17 protein-coding genes are annotated in these 15,309 nt (G+C 55.7%); 4 read left to right on the forward strand and 13 right to left on the reverse strand.

Going from position 1 to position 15,309, the window contains the following annotated elements; translation table 11 throughout:
- Nucleotides 1-144: 144 nt before the first annotated feature.
- The 6 genes from GOW98_RS06795 to GOW98_RS06820 all read right to left on the reverse strand — a co-directional run bounded on the left by GOW98_RS06795 (nt 145) and on the right by GOW98_RS06820 (nt 4,985).
- Entirely contained in the window at nt 145-1,290 is a 1,146-nt protein-coding gene (locus GOW98_RS06795) for an ABC transporter permease (RefSeq protein ID WP_170330311.1), read from the reverse strand.
- A complete protein-coding gene (locus GOW98_RS06800) occupies nt 1,287-2,213 on the reverse strand; it encodes an ABC transporter ATP-binding protein (RefSeq protein ID WP_170330312.1) in 927 nt (308 codons plus the stop codon). Before GOW98_RS06800 ends, GOW98_RS06795 begins: the two co-directional genes overlap by 4 nt.
- The gene (locus tag GOW98_RS06805; protein WP_254437925.1) at nt 2,210-3,169 is read right to left on the reverse strand and encodes an HlyD family secretion protein; all 960 of its coding nucleotides are present in this window, start codon (nt 3,167-3,169) and stop codon (nt 2,210-2,212) included. The genes GOW98_RS06800 and GOW98_RS06805 overlap by 4 nt, the downstream gene beginning before the upstream one ends.
- 112 nt (nt 3,170-3,281) lie before the next feature.
- Nucleotides 3,282-4,172 (reverse strand): haloalkane dehalogenase, encoded by an 891-nt coding sequence (locus GOW98_RS06810; protein WP_170330313.1) that lies wholly within the window; start codon nt 4,170-4,172, stop codon nt 3,282-3,284.
- Entirely contained in the window at nt 4,169-4,606 is a 438-nt protein-coding gene (locus GOW98_RS06815; protein WP_170330314.1) for a GFA family protein, read from the reverse strand. The genes GOW98_RS06810 and GOW98_RS06815 overlap by 4 nt, the downstream gene beginning before the upstream one ends.
- 1 nt (nt 4,607) lies before the next feature.
- Entirely contained in the window at nt 4,608-4,985 is a 378-nt protein-coding gene (locus GOW98_RS06820) for a hypothetical protein (RefSeq protein ID WP_170330315.1), read from the reverse strand.
- Between the two features lie 117 nt (nt 4,986-5,102).
- Between GOW98_RS06820 and GOW98_RS06825 the strand changes: the two genes are divergently transcribed.
- Entirely contained in the window at nt 5,103-5,696 is a 594-nt protein-coding gene (locus GOW98_RS06825) for a TetR/AcrR family transcriptional regulator (RefSeq protein ID WP_170330316.1), read from the forward strand.
- A gap of 364 nt (nt 5,697-6,060) precedes the next feature.
- Here the strand turns inward: GOW98_RS06825 and GOW98_RS06830 are convergent, their stop codons facing one another.
- Both GOW98_RS06830 and GOW98_RS06835 read right to left on the reverse strand, forming a co-directional pair.
- Entirely contained in the window at nt 6,061-6,816 is a 756-nt protein-coding gene (locus tag GOW98_RS06830; protein WP_170330317.1) for an isochorismatase family protein, read from the reverse strand.
- A gap of 26 nt (nt 6,817-6,842) precedes the next feature.
- Nucleotides 6,843-7,274 (reverse strand): VOC family protein, encoded by a 432-nt coding sequence (locus tag GOW98_RS06835; RefSeq protein ID WP_170330318.1) that lies wholly within the window; start codon nt 7,272-7,274, stop codon nt 6,843-6,845.
- 115 nt (nt 7,275-7,389) lie between these two features.
- On the opposite strand from GOW98_RS06835, the gene GOW98_RS06840 reads away from it, so the two are divergent.
- Nucleotides 7,390-8,256 carry a LysR family transcriptional regulator gene (locus GOW98_RS06840; RefSeq protein WP_170330319.1) on the forward strand — a complete coding sequence of 289 codons (867 nt, stop codon included), beginning with the start codon at nt 7,390-7,392 and terminating at the stop codon, nt 8,254-8,256.
- 116 nt (nt 8,257-8,372) lie between these two features.
- Here GOW98_RS06840 and GOW98_RS06845 read toward each other — a convergent pair whose 3' ends face one another.
- The 3 genes from GOW98_RS06845 to GOW98_RS06855 are packed head-to-tail and all read right to left on the reverse strand — an operon-like array spanning nt 8,373 to nt 10,836.
- A complete protein-coding gene (locus GOW98_RS06845; RefSeq protein ID WP_170330320.1) occupies nt 8,373-9,011 on the reverse strand; it encodes an MBL fold metallo-hydrolase in 639 nt (212 codons plus the stop codon).
- A gap of 4 nt (nt 9,012-9,015) precedes the next feature.
- Nucleotides 9,016-10,437: an MFS transporter gene (locus GOW98_RS06850; RefSeq protein WP_170330321.1), complete on the reverse strand. Its 1,422-nt coding sequence runs from the start codon at nt 10,435-10,437 to the stop codon at nt 9,016-9,018.
- Between the two features lie 27 nt (nt 10,438-10,464).
- Complete coding sequence (locus tag GOW98_RS06855) at nt 10,465-10,836, reverse strand: DUF1330 domain-containing protein (RefSeq protein ID WP_170330322.1); 372 nt, start codon at nt 10,834-10,836, stop codon at nt 10,465-10,467.
- A gap of 102 nt (nt 10,837-10,938) precedes the next feature.
- Here GOW98_RS06855 and soxR point away from each other — a divergent pair, with 102 nt between their 5' ends.
- Nucleotides 10,939-11,412 carry a redox-sensitive transcriptional activator SoxR gene (soxR, locus tag GOW98_RS06860; RefSeq protein WP_170330323.1) on the forward strand — a complete coding sequence of 158 codons (474 nt, stop codon included), beginning with the start codon at nt 10,939-10,941 and terminating at the stop codon, nt 11,410-11,412.
- A gap of 216 nt (nt 11,413-11,628) precedes the next feature.
- Here soxR and GOW98_RS06865 read toward each other — a convergent pair whose 3' ends face one another.
- Together GOW98_RS06865 and GOW98_RS06870 are read right to left on the reverse strand one after the other, a co-directional pair.
- Entirely contained in the window at nt 11,629-12,561 is a 933-nt protein-coding gene (locus tag GOW98_RS06865; protein ID WP_170330324.1) for a hypothetical protein, read from the reverse strand.
- Nucleotides 12,562-12,611: 50 nt separating this feature from the next.
- Nucleotides 12,612-13,592, reverse strand: a complete 981-nt coding sequence (locus tag GOW98_RS06870; protein WP_170330325.1) for an alpha/beta hydrolase — start codon at nt 13,590-13,592, stop codon at nt 12,612-12,614.
- A gap of 183 nt (nt 13,593-13,775) precedes the next feature.
- Here GOW98_RS06870 and GOW98_RS06875 point away from each other — a divergent pair, with 183 nt between their 5' ends.
- The gene (locus GOW98_RS06875) at nt 13,776-14,711 is read left to right on the forward strand and encodes a LysR family transcriptional regulator (protein WP_170330326.1); all 936 of its coding nucleotides are present in this window, start codon (nt 13,776-13,778) and stop codon (nt 14,709-14,711) included.
- Nucleotides 14,712-15,309 lie beyond the last annotated feature (598 nt).

Raw genomic sequence — 15,309 nt, forward strand, 5'->3', positions numbered from 1 at the left:
TATGCAGTACTAGCAATTGACTGCTCTGTCCCGCTCTGCCGGCTGCGGGCAACGTGCCGATCTCGCAAGCACTGAGAACGGCCGGTTCAATGAAGCTGCATTGGGTCGTGAACCGACGCGCTGAATGGCTGGTATGGGCCGCCTTCAACCCAACCGTTTCTTGAATCTTAGTGTGGCCGCCAACAATCCGAATGCCGCAAAGCCGACCATCCAGAGAATTCCCCAGCGCAATTCGTATAGCGACGCGTCACGCAGGACCACGCCGCGGATCATGTCCATGAAATGGGTTGCCGGCAGGACCTGAGCAATCATCTGTACGGGTTCTGGCATACCGTCGAAGGGGAACATGAAGCCCGACATCAGGATTGAGGGCAGCAGGACAAAGATGGTCATCTGCATTGATTGAAGCTGGTTTTGGGCGAGTGTCGAAATGACCAGCCCCAGCGAGAGGCTGGCAACAATGAACAGCAACGTTACCACCAGCAATACACCCAGCCCACCGTTGATCGGGACATCGAAGAGGATGTGCCCAAGGCCGAGGATGATTGCGACCTGTATCAAGCCCAGAAAGATGTAGGGGATGATCTTGCCGATCATCAGTTCGATCGAACGGATTGGCGTGTTGATCAGCATCTCCATATTGCCCCGCTCGCGTTCGCGGACGATGGCGGCTGAGGTGAACAGGATCATCGTCATGGTCAGGATCACGCCGACAAGACCCGGCACGATATTGACCGCCGACCGCTGCTCGGGGTTGAAGTAAAGTGTCACCTCGAACGTGGGCACCTGCCGGTTGGGTGGTTGTTTCAGCAGTTCTGTCAAAGGCATCGTGCGCAGGGATTTGATTGCGCTGGCCACCATCGTGTCCGAGCCATCGACGATCCAATGGGCAACAGGCCGGCTGCTGGTCTGGTCGGTTGCGTTGGGCAGGCCTAACCCGACAGACGGGCTGCGGGCAAGGCGCTGACTGACGTCCGGTGGGATAATCAGCGCGGCGCGCACGCGGGATTCGGTGATCGCGCGCTCGGCTTCTTGCGGTGTTGTTAGCTGTTCGGTGATGGTCACGACCTGCGTGGCCTGAACGATCTGCGCCAGCGTACGTGACAACTCGGTTCTGGACTGATCCACCAGTGCTACGGGCACATGGCGCAGGTTGGTGTTGATCGCATAGCCGAACAGCAGCAGCTGGATCAGGGGGATCATGATTACCATGGCGAACGTCATCCGGTCTCGTCGCAGTTGCAGCAACTCTTTCTTCAGCACAGCGGCGATGCGGCGTGGTGAGATCACTGTTCAGGCCCTCGTGTGGCGCTGACGAACACGTCTTCCAGATTTGGTCGCTGCGGGGTCAGAGACAGGTCGGGAAACGCAGCAAGTTGGCCGCGCAACATGTCCACCGGCTGAGGTTCGGATTTGTCCACCAGCACACGCAGCCGCGACCCGACTTGCGCAGTCGACAGGATTTTGGGTTTGCCGTCCAACGCGTGTTTAACCTTGCGCAGGTCCGGGCCTTCAACTTCGACAACATCGGCCTGCAGATCATCCATCAACTGGCGCGGAGACCCGTCCGCCTTTTTCACTCCGTGTTGCAGGATCGCCAGCCGGTGACAGCGCTCGGCCTCGTCCATGAAATGGGTCGACACGATCATCGTAGCGCCCTGATCTACGAGATCAAACAGCTGCTCCCAGAACGTACGACGGGTTTCGGGATCGACAGCTGATGTTGGCTCGTCCAGAAAAAGCAGTTTGGGGCGGTGCAAGACGGTCGCCGCAAGGGCGAGTTTTTGTCGTTGTCCGCCGCTCATGCTGCCACTGAGCTGATGTACGTTGGCCGTCAGGTCGTAAGTATGCAGCAGCTCGTCGATCCGGCCCGCTGCCGATTTCGTTGGAATGCCATAGATAGCCGCCGCGAACCGGAGGTTTTCCAGTACTGTCAGGTCGCGGTAATACGAGAAGATTTGAGTCATGTACCCGATCTCGTTCTTAAGCGGCTCTGCCGCCTCGGGCATTGACCGACCCAAAACCGAGATCGCCCCACTGCTGGGGGTCAGCAGGCCGGTCAGCATGCGCATGGTTGTGGTCTTGCCGCAGCCGTTGGGGCCGAGAAACCCGTAGATCTGGCCCGTTCGGATCTCGAGGTCCAGATTGTTAACGGCGGTGTTTTCCCCGAACCGGCGGGTCAGACCCTGCGTCGAGACGACGACATCATTCATGGCATAGGGACCTGCACGGGCACTCCGGCGGGCAGGTCCGGGGATGCGGTGGGCAGGTCAATCTCAGCTAAATAGACAAGGCGCGTGCGGTCGTCCTTGTTTAACCCGTAATAGGGGGTGAACGACGCGTCGTCGCTGACCCAGCGGATCACGCCGTCCAGCGGATCGGCCAGCCCGTCAACGCGCACTTCCAGCGTATCGCCGGGTTTCAGATTGACGCGATGCGGCTCGGGCACATAGACGCGCGCGTAAGGCGTCTGGCCCGTGACCATCACGGCGACGGGGCTGCCGGATGTTACCCGCTCTCCAAGGTTCCACGGCAAGGAATCCAGCACTCCGTCACGGGTCGCCGTGACCCTCAGGTCATCCAGAACGGTCCGCTCGGCGGTCACCAGGGCCTCAGCCGCACGCACGTTGGCCTCGGCAACCGCAAGGTCTTCGGGGCGGGTGCCATTTTGCAGTTCCTTCAGGGATTCACGCGCACTCGCCAACTCGGCCCGCGCTGAATCCCGCAGCGCAAGGTCATTTGCAACCTGCGCTTCTGTCACGACCGAGTTCTCGACCAGTCTGGCATTTCGGTCATAGATGGCCTCGGCATCGGCCAGCCGCGCAACAGCGCCTACCACCTTGGCCTCGGCAATCGCAATCTCTTCCTCTCGCGGTCCGACCTGCAGTTTCAGAAGGGTGGCTTGCGCCTTCTGAAGCTCAGCCTGCGCCAGACTTAGTTTTGCGGTCTGCAAAGTGGGGTCAAGTTGAACCAGAGTATCGCCTGCCCGGACGGCCGTCCCTTCGGCCACCGGCAAATCCACAACTATTTCGCTGGCCGTCGCGGTCAAAGCCACCCGGTCGCGCGCCAATACGCCTAAGGCGACGCTGGTATCGGACCCAGAGCACCGGTCCAGAAAGGCGGGCAGTACAGCCGCTAGGATCAAGGGTATGGGGATCGTCAGATTCAACAGGGTTCCCTCCGGTGCTTGGCCTTTGAACGCGTTGGGCAATAGTCAAAGCATAAAATCAGGAAATCTGATTTATGTATACGGTTCAGCCACAACAGATGGCAGGGCAGGTTCACGCGGGCAGGCGCGCTAGCCAATCCTTCAGCTTTTCTCCGATCAGATGGGGGTTATCTTCCTGCAGGAAATGAATCCCTTTACCGATATCCACAACTTCGAGGTTCTGGATGGTCTGATGGCACCATTTGACCTCCTTCGGCCCGATGGTGCCTCCGGGCCTGGCGTGGAACATCAGCATCGGGGTTTGCGTTTCTCCTAGCCAACGGCTGTAGGCGCTGACGATCTCATGAACGTCCGAAGGTGTGCCGTCGATCGGTATTTCACAAGGCCACACCCGGACTGGCTTGCGGCTGCGCGCCGTGCGAAATGGCGCGCGATAGTGCTCCATTTCTTGCGGTGTCAGATCACGCACAATGGCGCTTGGCAGGACTTTCTCGACGAACATGTTCAGGCCCGAGATCATCACCCACCCCAGACCCGGCGTCCGCATCATGCGAAACCCGGCGCGAAAATCTGGCGGGAACCCGGCCCAACTCATCGGGCGGACCAAACCTTCCATGAAAACGATGCCACGAATGTTCTCAGGATGCCGGTGCGCATAGTGGAACCCCAAAGCCGAGCCCCAGTCATGGATAACCAGCGTCACGTTCTTCAGTCCCAGCGCCTTGATGAACCCGTCAACGTAGGGAACGTGGTCGACAAAGCGGTAGGGAATATCCGGCTTATCCGATTTGCCCATGCCGATCAGATCCATCGCGATAGCGCGGCCCTGCCGGGCGGCATAGGGGATAATGTTGCGCCACAGATAAGACGAGGTGGGATTGCCATGCAGAAACAGGACTGGCGCGCCTTCGCCTTCGTCGACATAGTGGATGCGCTGCCCATTCACCTCGACATACTTCGAGTCAAACGGGAAGTCGGGTGATATCTCTTGTTCGGTACTCATTGAGCCGCTCTTTCAACTTTCTGCGTTTCTTCGATCAAACCCCGCGGTTCATCATACCACGCGGGGCGGGACGCCCAGCAGTCAATCGCGTTAACGGGTTGGGACGGCGGGCGTGACAGACTGCCAACGGGGACAACCAGAAACTTGCCGTTCTGTGTCTCGAATGGCAGCGTCGTCCTGTAGCTTCGGCAAATCACCCGACGCACTTGGGAATTTGGCACATCGAAGCTGGCCAGCATGTCCTGGCCGTCCAGCCATTCGATCTGATCAGACGTGGTGAAGGCATTTGCAGCATGGGATGAGCCAGAGGCCCTTTGGCAGAAGCTGCAATAGCACAGTTTGAAGGCGGCCATGCTGTCTTGTACCCGGTAGCGTACCGCGCCGCAGATGCATTGCCCGTAGATCGTGTTCGGATGACCCATCAAAGCGTTCATCTCAAGCACGATAGGCAAAATACGCGCGGACAGGGGCGGCAAATGTCAGGCCCATGCTGATGATCGAGATGATAAAACCGATAACCGCGGTCGCTGGGATCGAGACCAGAAAATCAACAGCAATCGCTGCACGGATACCGATCATGCTGCGCTTGAGAATGGACGCGACGATGCAGGCAAAGGTCACCATATAGCCCAGCATCGTATTGAGCATCAGGTTGGCAGCTTGTGGGCCAGCCAGCTCTCCGACCTGTAGGCCGTAAAATTTGAAGGCGGCGAAAAAGCCAAAGGCGAGCACGATTTTCAGCGCGTTCAGGATGAAGATCATGCGCAGAGTGACGGGTTTTGATGCGCCGGGTGTCGGGTCGATGGCGGTCATATCTGAACTCCGTTTCAGATGGGTTACGCAGCATTTGCCGCCGCGCATCCGCAATGCTATCCATGTGGATAGGAACTGATTACTATCCACATGGATAGAAAAAGCAAGGAGAAATCTGTGGCGCGCAAACGCAAGACGGATCACGACAGTGCTGTGGCAGGGGCGCTGGACCTGTTTTGGCGGCGGGGGTACCACGGTGCCAGCACGCGGGAGCTTGAGCAGGAGACGGGGCTGACCCGATTCACACTGCAAACGACGTATGGCGGGAAAGAGAAGTTTTTCCTAAAGACTTTGGACACTTATCTGGACACTGCCGAGGCCCGGCATTTCCCTGATCCCGAAACCTATTCGCTGGATGATCTGGCTGGTTGGTTTCGGGGCATCGCGTCAACCGAGCGGATGCCAAAGATTGAGGATGCCGGGTGTCTTGCCTTTAATTCGATCAGTTCATTCGACCGCTCTGATCCCGAGGTCAACGTGCGAATCGAGCGGTACCTTACCGCACTGGAAGGGCGGTTCGCGGCGATACTGAGCCGGGCAAAGGCTGACGGGGCCATCCGTTCCGAGGTCGATCCGGATGAGTCCGCACGGGTGCTGATCGGTCTCTTGCTGGGCCTTCATACGATCATGAAGGCCCGAACCTCGGATCAGTTTCCACCGAGCTACGCCGAGGCGACGGTCGGTCTGATTGAAGGGTGGAAAAAACAGTAAGTTACCAAACATACAGGCGCAACTGACCTCTTGCGGCGTAAGAACTGCGCGCCTGCAACGAATGTGCGGATTGTGGGCTGCCACTGCAACATTTTGGTCGGCTGTTGAGTGGCTGCTTTGGGGAAGCTGCAGTGCAGCGCGCTCTGCTTGGCCAACGGCAGGTTTGGGCCATTTCAATTTTTGGCTTACTGATTGACAGGGTAAGTTCTTCAGACACTGAATTTAGCAGCAGGGGACTCTGCCTATCAAATCCCTCAATGCCATCGGCGCTCGCTTTCGCGAATTTGCACACGTGCGTGGGGGCAAGCGTAGCTTCAAGGAGATTTCGCTGAGAAGGGCCGAGGCCCCCCGACAGATGCTGTGTTTAACACGTTGAATTCGGGTCGACTTTGAACAGATGTTCCACGAACACGCGGGTAACGTCCTGCAATTTGTCAGTACGCGCATGGTCGCGTTGCAACTCTGCCGGAACCACGTTCCATGTGATCGGTTCGACCCCTGCCTCGATCATGCGGCGCATGCCGTTTTCATGGCTGAGCGGAGTGATTGAGCCAACGGCGTCTTCCGGCACATAGACGTCATATCCCGCGAACTCGGCTTTAATAGCGGGATAGGCCAGACAGACATCCGTCCAGAGACCACCCATAATCAGCTTTGTTCGGCCGGTTGCTTCGACCGCAGCGACGAATTCAGGTTCCTCCCAAGCGTTGACATTTGTCCGGTCAACAAAGACTGCGTTCGGAGCCAACTCACGCAGTTCATCGATCATCGGATCATAACCGTTCAGGCCCACGGCGACATTGCTGAAAATGATCGGAATGTCATAGATCACGGCGGTTTTGATCAGACCCGTGGTGTTGTTGATCAGTTCTGCATGATCGATATTCCTGACACCAGCCAAAATAGGCGGCTGGTAGTCGATCAGGATTAGTGCCGAGTTGGTTGGTGACAAAAACGGGTCTTCGTCAGCGGCTAGGTTCGATTTGCCCTGATAGCCTTCCGGGTATGTCGCAACACCATCCACTGTTTTGATCATCGGAGTTTCAGCCAGTGTCGGCAATGCTGTGGTGGCGATGGTCAGGCTCAGTGCCACATCGAACGGTTTTAGTAAAGTGACCACGAGAGTGTCTCCTTGAGTGATTGGTGTTAGCGGTGTGCATGCTCGGCGATGAGCTGCGCGACAGAGGGGCCGGGGCCGACAAGCTCCAGAACATTGCGATCCGGGTCGCGAATGAAGATGGTTTTGATACCGCGAAATTCTCGACGGCCGGTGATGGCAATGCCGCTTTCGGTAACAAAGGTTTCGGTTGCTTCGGCGTCCTTCACCTTGACGGCCAGGTGGGTGATGCCCGGATACTTCTCGGTCTCGTCCATCAGAACGTTTTCGCCTGCTTTTGCAGTTGCCGGGCCCAACAGATTGATGTTGATCCCGGACGGGTGCAGCATCACCAGCGGATGGCCTTGGTAATAGCCGCCGTCAGCGACCATTTCGAACCCCAACAACTCATAAAAGGCGACGGATGCATCGCGGTTGCTGATGCGGATGCCGATGTGATCGAAATTTTTGATATCCAACATAGTTTGACCTTTCCTTTGCTTGCAACAAAGGTAGCTATGCCTGTATTGGACTTTAATATCTCGTTTAGAATGGCATTTGTTCCATATGGATTATAATAGGGATCTCTTTGATGGCATGATTCTTTTCTGCGCAGTCGTGGAGCAGGAAGGTATGAGTGCAGGCGCCAAACTGTTGGGCCATACGCCCAGCCATGTCAGTAAAGAGATCGCGCGGCTTGAAGCGCGGCTTGGCACTCGGCTTTTGAACCGGACGACGCGCCGGATCAGCCTCACGGAATCCGGTCGTATTTACTATGAAAACGCCCGCCGGATTGTGGATGACACCCGTGCGGTGCAGAACCGGTTGCATTCGGTGGGCGACCGGCCCTTTGGAGAACTTCGGATGAGCGTGCCTGTGGTGTTCGCGCACGGGTGGCTAAATGACTGGCTGCCCGAATTCCTCCAGCGATACCCCGAAGTTGATCTGAACATCGACGTATCCGAGCGCCGCGCCGACATGATCGGTGAGGGCATCGACTTGCTGGTGCGCATCGGTGATTTGCCCCCGTCCGACCTGATCGCCCGCGAGATTTTTTGTACACAGGGTCTTACGGTGGCTTCGCCCACTTATCTGAAGCGCAATGGCACGCCGCGCCATCCCAATGAACTAAAAGAGCACCAACTGATTGATTTTTCGTTTCACGGGTTCACACAAAACTGGACCTATCCAGGACCAGACGGAGAATTGATCACGGTGCCAATCGCTCCCCGAATACGATGCAACGATGCCCATACCGAAAAGGTGCTGGCACTTGCCGGTCGTGGGATCACCCGTTTGCCAGAGCTTTCCTGCCGGGCGGAACTGGATGCCGGAACACTGGTGGCGATTTTACCCAATTTCCGCGCACCGTCGATCGGGGTCAACGTGATCTACGCCAGCCGTGACAACCTGCCCGCAAAGGCCCGTGCCATGATTGATTTTCTGGTCGAAAAGAGCGGCTGAGGTCGGATCCTTTAGGTGCTCCCATCCCAACCATTGGAGACAAGCGGCCTGTACACTCCCTCCGATCTGGGCACGTACAACAGTTTTCGGACCAAACAGTGCTACCTGTTTTCTCTTCACTGCATAGACAAGATAGCTGCGTCCAGCGCGGTATCCCATTCACTCTTGGTCAAGCCGGCTATTTGGTAGTTTCCGACGGCGACGCTGGGGATGATCACCTCTGCCTGAACGGTTTTGAGTCTTTCGAGCGTCTTGATCAACGTCTTCTTGTTTCCCCCGTGGTTTTCCATGACCAACGCCCTCCACTCGCCGTTATCCGGGTACAACGTGTCGCCGACAAAGAGGTATGTCTTGCCATGCGGTGAGGCGTACCGGTAGCAGATGTTGTTATCCGTATGCCCCGGCGTGTAGATCGCCTCTAACCCACCACTGAGTATTGCATGACCATTTGTTTCTATGCTCCGATCCAGCTTCTGACCTGTCGGGAAGTATTTCTGCGTTTCCGCATGTCCCACTAAAGGCGCGCCGAGAATGGATTTCGCATTGGCCAGCCCGTCGGTGATCTCATGATTGTGGCTGAGGTACAGGTGATCCACATTCCCAGATGTCTTTATGTCATGCAGCGTCGACGGTTCTTCGGCGACATAGATCAATTCTAGCCCTGCAGAATGCTGAATAAGATAGGCGTGGGACTTCAATGTCCCGAAGCGCAGTTCAAGCGGTGTTTGCCAAAGGTCCGGGAATAGCTGTTCCATCCTGCTACTCCTTCTGCCCGGCAATCAGGGCACGGCTGGCAAGAACTGCAACCCCGGCAACCAACCCGAAAGTCACGAACAGCCATACTGCGGAATTGGCTATGGTCGTCAGGTTCCTGGCGTCATTGAACCCGGTGAAGTTGCCGACCAGGCCAGCCGTAGCGGTGCCAAACGCGACTGCAAACATCTGAACTGTAGATAGGGCGGACGCGGCCATGTCCCTTTCGTTCTCATCCGTGAATTGCAGGATGAATGTATTGAGGTGAGGCCAGCCAGAGCCGATGCCGACACCCAGAACAATCAGGGCGACTGACAACAGCGACGTCATGGCTGGTCCCGCGTTTTCGAACATTGGTGTAGCAATGCCAAGCGCCACACACGCGATCATCATCAGGATTGGCCCGGCGAGGACCGCTTGTTGCATCTTTCGACCAGTAAAGCGTGCTGAATAAACCTCGGACGCTGCCCAGCCAATAGAGACCAAAGCCGCCGCGTAGCCTGCCATCAACGGGCTTAGCCCGTGCAACCGTTGCAGATAAAACGGCATGAAGAACTCGGCATTGATACAGAAGATTAAAAGCGCCATGACCGAAATAGCCAGAAAAAGCGGTGTTCCAGGTATGGTGGCACCGCGAGGGAACAGTCGTACGGTCTGAACCTGTTCACGGCGCATCAGAGTTAGCAAAAGCAAGACAGACACAAGCACAGCCGCGACCGCCCATGTGATTGATGGTGCGATACTGCCAAGGGAAACCGCCAAGACTGACCCTGCAAGTAATCCCAATTGCCCAAATGCAATCCGCTCGGTCGGCTTATGATCCTGTTGATTACGAGGAAGTAGCTTTAGGGTCAGTGCGACAAACAAGGCCGTGATAGGAAGCATGATTCCAAACCCCATGCGCCACATGCCAAGCTCGGCGAAGATGCCTCCAATAGCCGGACCAAACAGCATTGTGATCCCCCATGTTCCGGACAAGAGAGCCATCGCCCTGGACCACAGGCGTTCTGGATAGACGACGATAATCATCGAATAGCAGAGCGTGAACAGCATTCCGCCGCCCGCGCCCTGAATGACCCGGCCTGCCAATAAAACCGGCATGGTCCACGCCAGTGCAGCCAACAGGCTGCCAGTCGCAAAAACAAGTCCGGACAGCCCAAATCCAAGACGCACACCTGTGCGCCTCAACAAGTTGCCAGTAACCGCCGCACTGAGGATCGCCGCAAGTGTCGCGAGCGTCGCGTTCCAGGCATAAAGGCTATGCCCGCCAATCTCTGCCACGATGGATGGCAGCATCGTAGCAGAGAGGGTGATGTTCACCGCGTGGAGCGCGATGCCAGCCGCAAGGACGGCAGACGCTGCTGAGAACTCTCCCCTCAGGATTTCCTGCCATCCGGCCTCTGTTTTGTGTTCAACGGCTGTCGTCATGGTTCGCTCCGCGCTCAAAATCAGTATTCAGTCTTTTTGTACGTACGCGTGATCGGGGTTTTGCTCGGCCCATTCTTCGGCATCAAACCCCTCAACTGCAAAGGTGAAATTCGGAGGGATCACATCCGTTCTGAGGTGTTTGACGGCCTGATACTCTTCGGAATGCCAAAAACCCTGCAGCGCCTCCATCGAGGGGAACCGGAACAATGTGAACCGGGCGTCATCTTTCCATTCACCCTCGAAATGATCCATGAACTGCCCAGACTCGCCTGCGACAATCAACTCCCCGCCCCACTTTTCCATAATGGGGTGTGTGGCCTGACCGTAGGGATCAAGCGCGCCGTGCCCTTCCGGCATGAACGAACTGGCCACAAGGTAGGCTGGCTTCTGTTTCGACATTTCAATCTCCGTGTCTTTTTGCCCGATGTTTCGAGCCTGCCCTTGCGTTGCTACTTCCTCAACTTAAGTTGAGGTCAAGTGGTTGATGGCAGGAGTTGCAAGATGAAGCGTCGTGGCGGTCTAACGGTAGGCGAAGTGGCTGAACGCAGCGGTATCGCTGTGTCTGCGGTACATTTCTATGAGCGTAAAGGGCTGATCGCTTCGGTGCGTAATGATGCCAACCATCGCCGTTATTCCCCGACTGTTTTGCGAAAGATTGCCATTTTTCAGGTGGCGCAACGGGCGGGCATACCGCTTCGGGAGATTGCCAATGCAATGAATTTTCTACCACCCGAGGAAAAGGTGACGGTCAAACACTGGGAAAAACTTTCAACCCAGTGGACGGAAGATCTGGATGACCGTATCGCACGTTTGCGGCGGTTGAGAGACGGAATGGCTGGCTGTATCGGATGTGGTTGCTTGTCGATGGATACATGCAAGCTCGTCAATCCAGATGACAAAATCGGTGCTAACGGCCCCGGGCCGCGATACCTTGAGGAAGATGCGCCAGAGGTAGGAGTCTTTATTGGTACATAGTCAAAGTTGGTTTAGTTGAAGCGGTATCGACTGTTTTGTAATTGCCGACTTTTCTCTAAAAGCTCATATTTCTTGCGCGGAGAATTACTGCTTCGGAGAAGCTGCATTGCGGCGTGGCCTGTAGCTGTTAATGACTGCTTTGGGCCGTGGATAGCTCTCGGTGCATATGCTACAGGCGGAAACCTTGTGCCATGAAAACCAGAGTACATCCGTTTATTAGTCGAGATTTTGTGCCGCCTGAGACGGCAACTCTGCATAGGATGCGTTATAGAAATAAGTCAGCCATATTGACGACCCATCGAAGAGTATATCAGAAATCCCGCGCGAACGAGACCCTGCGCTCAGCGGATGAATGGCCCCATCAGTTGCAACGCGCAAGAGCTTCGCAGTCGGATGCTCTTCGTGACCCCGATATCCTCCGACAACAACTGTGTCGTCAATGATTTCAACGGATTCCAAGTTACCAAAGCCATTTGCAAGACTTGTAGCCGTATCCCCGTTGCCGGAATGCGGAACCCAATACAAAGCGCTGTCCCAGGCGTCGTCGCCGCTCCAGGACACCGCGTAAATTCCCGTCTCTGTGATTGCGAACCGGGCAAGCCCACTGATGTGCAGATCGCCGTTGTAAGGTTGAATTTGCCCGGTTTGGGTTGCGACCGAAAAAAACACGCCGCGCCCGAAATCACTCACGAGAAGGGTGCTCTCGTCGAGGGCTTCGATATCGTAGAGAAAGACGCCATCGTCATCGAGGGCCTGCCGCCAGTTTATTGTGCCATCCGGCGCGGTAGAAATGACTTCATTGCCATCCACGATGACAATCTGGTTGCCAGAACGCACCATTCCGGTCGGATTGCGCAGACCTTGCCCATCCGAGAGTTTGATTTCTTCAGTCTCGCCTTCGGGAGTAAGCTTGTAGAGCCCGCCATTTGCTGCGTTTGAGCCGAACTCTTCATCTGGCCCACCCGGTCCAATCGATACGGCATAGATATAGTTGCCCATTGGCAGTACAGCTTCGGTAAAGGGCGGCAGCTTCTGTTCGGCGACAACAGGGCAGGCCACGCTGCAAGCGACTAATAATGAAAGTACTTTCATCTCAAATAAATCTCCTGTGTGATTGTGCTTTGATGTTGCCGCTCGTTTCTCCGGCAATGATTGCTCTGGGGCAGCCGCAACGAATCAAGTGGTCTGCATCAAAGGCTTCACCCGAAGGCCAGAAAGTGCGGAGCCAGCGCATTGACGGTGGCGTCAATGATCAGCGGGTCTTCATAAAACTGAAGCTGGTTGGCGCCGTCGATCCAATGCAACGTCTTCTGCTCTGACGCGATATCTTCAAAAATGCGGCGGGGAATGTCGGGGCCGCTTGCAGCTCTGTCGCCATGGATCATCAATACTGGCAGACTCAGTTGAGGGGCTGTTTCGTCGATCCGCCAGCTCCAGATGCCGGCTTCGCTCATCGCTGTGATACGGTTCTCCCAACCCCCTTTGAAAGCCAGCCAAGGGGCCCTGTTGTCCCAGGGCAGGTACCAGTCTGCAATGGCTGTCGCTGTCAGAAGGGCATCCTCAGCGCCGACAATTGGAATGTAACTCGCTTCCCCTGTTTTTGCGAAATCGGCGGCGGCTTTGGTCGCGCGTTCCATACGCGCTTCCACTGCGGCATCGCTGCCAAGGTACATTCTGGCGGTTTCCGCGGTCAGATAATGACCCGCAACAACCCCGAGAGACGCCACGCGATCATCTAATACCGCTGTTTCAATCGCCCAGTTGACGCCCTGGCAGATCCCGAGAAGATGAAGCCGGTTTGCGTCGATGCCTTCCTGGTTTGCGAGAAAACCGAGGGCGGCCTGGCAGTCCTCAACCTTGGCTTCACCAGACTCGTAGCGCCGGGGTGTGCCTGAGCTTTCCCCGTGAAAGCGCGGGTCGAATATCAGAACTGCCAGCCCTCGCGATGCCAGACGGGTTGCATATTGCACGGGTGACTGTTCTTTCACGAATGCAACAGGCCCGATGATCACGACTGCCGGGTGAGGTCCTTCCGAAGCAGGTCTTAACAACTTTCCAACAAGGGTTTCCCCAGAGCTGGCAAAGGACACTGTTTCAATATCATATGAGCCAAGTGCCGATTGATCTACGTCACCGGATGCCTCCGCAGTGCTGGGCCGGGCGGCGAAAGCTCCGGTCATGGATGTTACAATCGCAATTGAATTGAACATGCGTCGTGTAATCACTGCTGCTGTCCTTTCGAATTCAGTTTGATGGCCCCCACACCCAAAAGTTCTTGGACAGAACGTCTGATCTGGGGTGCCCGGCTGGGCTTCACTTGTCAGTTAGCCCGCGATCGGCATAATTTGGATGACGCAAACAGCATGAAGAACATGCAAAAAATGAATGACGTCCTAACTTCTCTGGATGTGCGAACTCTGCGGTTCCTGCAGATCCTGCTTCGAACAAGTAGCGTGACACGCACTGCACTGCACTTGGGGATCAGCCAGCCCGCTGCCAGTCGAATCCTCGCCCGGGTACGGGATCTGATTGGAGATCCGGTGCTGATACGAACGCAGTCCGGATACCAATTGACGGATCATGCTCTGAACCTGAATGAATCAGTCGATGCCGCGCTGCTGGCAATAGCTGACGTCTTCAGGCCTTCCGCCTTTGATCCGGCACAGTCCAGCCATTGCTACCGCATCGCCTCGACAGATTACGGTGTCGCGGCTGTCCTGGGACCCATGATGGAAGTCTTTGCCGTTACCGCACCAGCACTAAGGTTCGATGTCTCGCCACTGGTGCCGCAAAGCTTTAGCGACTTGGAAAAAGGAGCAATTGATCTGCTGCTATACGCAGATTTGGACGCCAGGGACGATTTGCTCATTCAGAAACTATTTGATGAAACCTACGAAGTCCTTTTCCGACAAGGCCATCCACTTGTGGAACACGCAGCGCAAAAACGGGCCCTTACTCCGCAAGACGTGTCGCCTTACCGGTTAATCGAGTTCAGTTTTCCGGGCGCTACGGGTTTGAAACCGGATACGATCATGCGGCAAGAAGGAGATGGTTCGAATGCCGTATTCCAGCAGCCCTACTTCACCACACTGCCATTCTTGGTAGGGCAGACGGATGCGGTTGCAGCTGTCCCCAATCGGCTGGCAAAGCAAGTCCAGAAATTGACCTCTCTTTGTTCAGCGCCGTTTCGGCCGACTTGCGGTTTCCCTTATTACTTGGTTCGCCACGAGCGTAGCCGCTTCAATCCCGCGGTCAATTGGTTGAGGGAACAAGCATCGGAGATCACCAAGTCCGACTGATTAGCTGTTCGAGCTTTAATGATGGTTTAGGCGTGAGAACTTCGAAGCACGGAGAAGCCATCAAATCACCAGCCGCTATTGGGCCCTAACGAATCCACAATCCCGCTATGGCTGTTTTAGTTGGCTGAGCTACAACATCGATCGTTACTGTTACATCTCTGCTCAGAGCCGTGCTCCTGATCATCGTCTACTTTCCAGCTTTGCGATTGCAGCGAGCGCCAGCTTTCGGGACGCTGCATGGCTGCAGCAACTCGATTGACGGATGTCTCCTTCGGACCGTTAATTCAAAATTACGACTTGAACTAGCAAAGCTTCAGGCTAGTGGAAGCAATTTTAGTTGGCGAAAAGGTAAGTTAATTGGTCGAAAGGCAAAAAATCTCTGCATTTGACAGTTGGATTACTTGGCCGGAGTGAGAGGATTCGAACCTCCGACCCCGGCCTCCCGAAGACCGGTGCAGAGGGCCAAGTTATTGATTTTTTGGTCAAAGGAGCCCTGTTTTGCAGGCGTCATCTCCAATCAAACCAGCCAAGTTCAGGTCCGCCAGGTTCATTGAACCTAAGACCACTGTTTACATGGCCCGAAAATTATCTTGGTTTA

This window comes from Ruegeria arenilitoris (assembly GCF_013032445.1).
Taxonomy (GTDB): domain Bacteria; phylum Pseudomonadota; class Alphaproteobacteria; order Rhodobacterales; family Rhodobacteraceae; genus Ruegeria; species Ruegeria arenilitoris_F.

Excerpts from the sequence above, each read along its gene's own strand:
- GOW98_RS06800 (WP_170330312.1), bottom strand. The coding sequence starts at position 2,213 with ATGAATGATGTCGTCGTCTCGACGCAGGGTCTGACCCGCCGGTTCGGG.
- GOW98_RS06810 (WP_170330313.1), bottom strand. The coding sequence starts at position 4,172 with ATGAGTACCGAACAAGAGATATCACCCGACTTCCCGTTTGACTCGAAG.
- GOW98_RS06815 (WP_170330314.1), bottom strand. The coding sequence starts at position 4,606 with ATGAACGCTTTGATGGGTCATCCGAACACGATCTACGGGCAATGCATC.
- GOW98_RS06820 (WP_170330315.1), bottom strand. The coding sequence starts at position 4,985 with ATGACCGCCATCGACCCGACACCCGGCGCATCAAAACCCGTCACTCTG.
- GOW98_RS06835 (WP_170330318.1), bottom strand. The coding sequence starts at position 7,274 with ATGTTGGATATCAAAAATTTCGATCACATCGGCATCCGCATCAGCAAC.
- GOW98_RS06840 (WP_170330319.1), top strand. The coding sequence starts at position 7,390 with ATGATTCTTTTCTGCGCAGTCGTGGAGCAGGAAGGTATGAGTGCAGGC.
- GOW98_RS06845 (WP_170330320.1), bottom strand. The coding sequence starts at position 9,011 with ATGGAACAGCTATTCCCGGACCTTTGGCAAACACCGCTTGAACTGCGC.
- GOW98_RS06850 (WP_170330321.1), bottom strand. The coding sequence starts at position 10,437 with ATGACGACAGCCGTTGAACACAAAACAGAGGCCGGATGGCAGGAAATC.
- GOW98_RS06855 (WP_170330322.1), bottom strand. The coding sequence starts at position 10,836 with ATGTCGAAACAGAAGCCAGCCTACCTTGTGGCCAGTTCGTTCATGCCG.
- soxR (WP_170330323.1), top strand. The coding sequence starts at position 10,939 with ATGAAGCGTCGTGGCGGTCTAACGGTAGGCGAAGTGGCTGAACGCAGC.
- GOW98_RS06870 (WP_170330325.1), bottom strand. The coding sequence starts at position 13,592 with ATGACCGGAGCTTTCGCCGCCCGGCCCAGCACTGCGGAGGCATCCGGT.
- GOW98_RS06875 (WP_170330326.1), top strand. The coding sequence starts at position 13,776 with ATGAAGAACATGCAAAAAATGAATGACGTCCTAACTTCTCTGGATGTG.